The organism is Rhodococcus cerastii (assembly GCF_033042195.1).
Classification (GTDB): domain Bacteria; phylum Actinomycetota; class Actinomycetes; order Mycobacteriales; family Mycobacteriaceae; genus Rhodococcoides.
Genome location: NZ_JAWLKF010000040.1, coordinates 1 through 1,211, shown reverse-complemented (window position 1 = coordinate 1,211; position 1,211 = coordinate 1). Strand labels below are relative to the sequence as shown.

Sequence of the window (1,211 nt, the reverse complement as noted above, 5' to 3'; positions counted from 1 at the left end):
CGTGTGTTGTTTCAGATATTGCACAGTGGACGCGTAGCTTCTTTGTGGTAAGTCCTCGGCCTATTAGTACCAGTCACCTGCATCGGTTACCCGACTTCCAGTTCTGGCCTATCAACCCGGTGGTCTGCCGGGGGCCTTACCCCCTCGAGGGGGTGAGAAACCTCATCTTGGAACAGGCTTCCCGCTTAGATGCTTTCAGCGGTTATCCCTTCCGAACGTAGCCAACCAGCGGTGCTCCTGGTGGAACAACTGGCACACCAGAGGTTCGTCCGTCCCGGTCCTCTCGTACTAGGGACAGCCTTCCTCAAGTTTCTTACGCGCGCGGCGGATAGAGACCGAACTGTCTCACGACGTTCTAAACCCAGCTCGCGTGCCGCTTTAATGGGCGAACAGCCCAACCCTTGGGACCTACTCCAGCCCCAGGATGCGACGAGCCGACATCGAGGTGCCAAACCATCCCGTCGATATGGACTCTTGGGGAAGATCAGCCTGTTATCCCCGGGGTACCTTTTATCCGTTGAGCGACACCGCTTCCACTTGCCGGTGCCGGATCACTAGTCCCGACTTTCGTCCCTGCTCGACTTGTCAGTCTCACAGTCAAGCTCCCTTGTGCACTTGCACTCGACACCTGATTGCCAACCAGGCTGAGGGAACCTTTGGGCGCCTCCGTTACATTTTAGGAGGCAACCGCCCCAGTTAAACTACCCACCAGGCACTGTCCCTGAACCAGATCATGGTCCGAGGTTGAGGTATCCAATACGATCAGAGTGGTATTTCAACAACGACTCCACAGTAACTGGCGTCACCGCTTCACAGTCTCCCACCTATCCTACACAAACCGAACCGAACACCAATACCAAGCTGTAGTGAAGGTCCCGGGGTCTTTTCGTCCTGCCGCGCGTAACGAGCATCTTTACTCGTAATGCAATTTCGCCGAGTCTATGGTTGAGACAGCTGAGAAGTCGTTACGCCATTCGTGCAGGTCGGAACTTACCCGACAAGGAATTTCGCTACCTTAGGATGGTTATAGTTACCACCGCCGTTTACTGGGGCTTAAATTCTCAGCTTCGCCATTGCTGGCTAACCGGTCCTCTTAACCTTCCAGCACCGGGCAGGCGTCAGTCCGTATACATCGTCTTACGACTTCGCACGGACCTGTGTTTTTAGTAAACAGTCGCTTCTCACTGGTCTCTGCGGCCCCACCCAGCTCA

1 rRNA gene is annotated in these 1,211 nt (G+C 55.1%); it reads right to left on the bottom strand.

From position 1 onward, the window contains the following. Window positions 1-43: 43 nt before the first annotated feature. A 23S ribosomal RNA gene (locus R3P93_RS24495) occupies window positions 44-1,211 on the bottom strand; the annotation flags it as partial.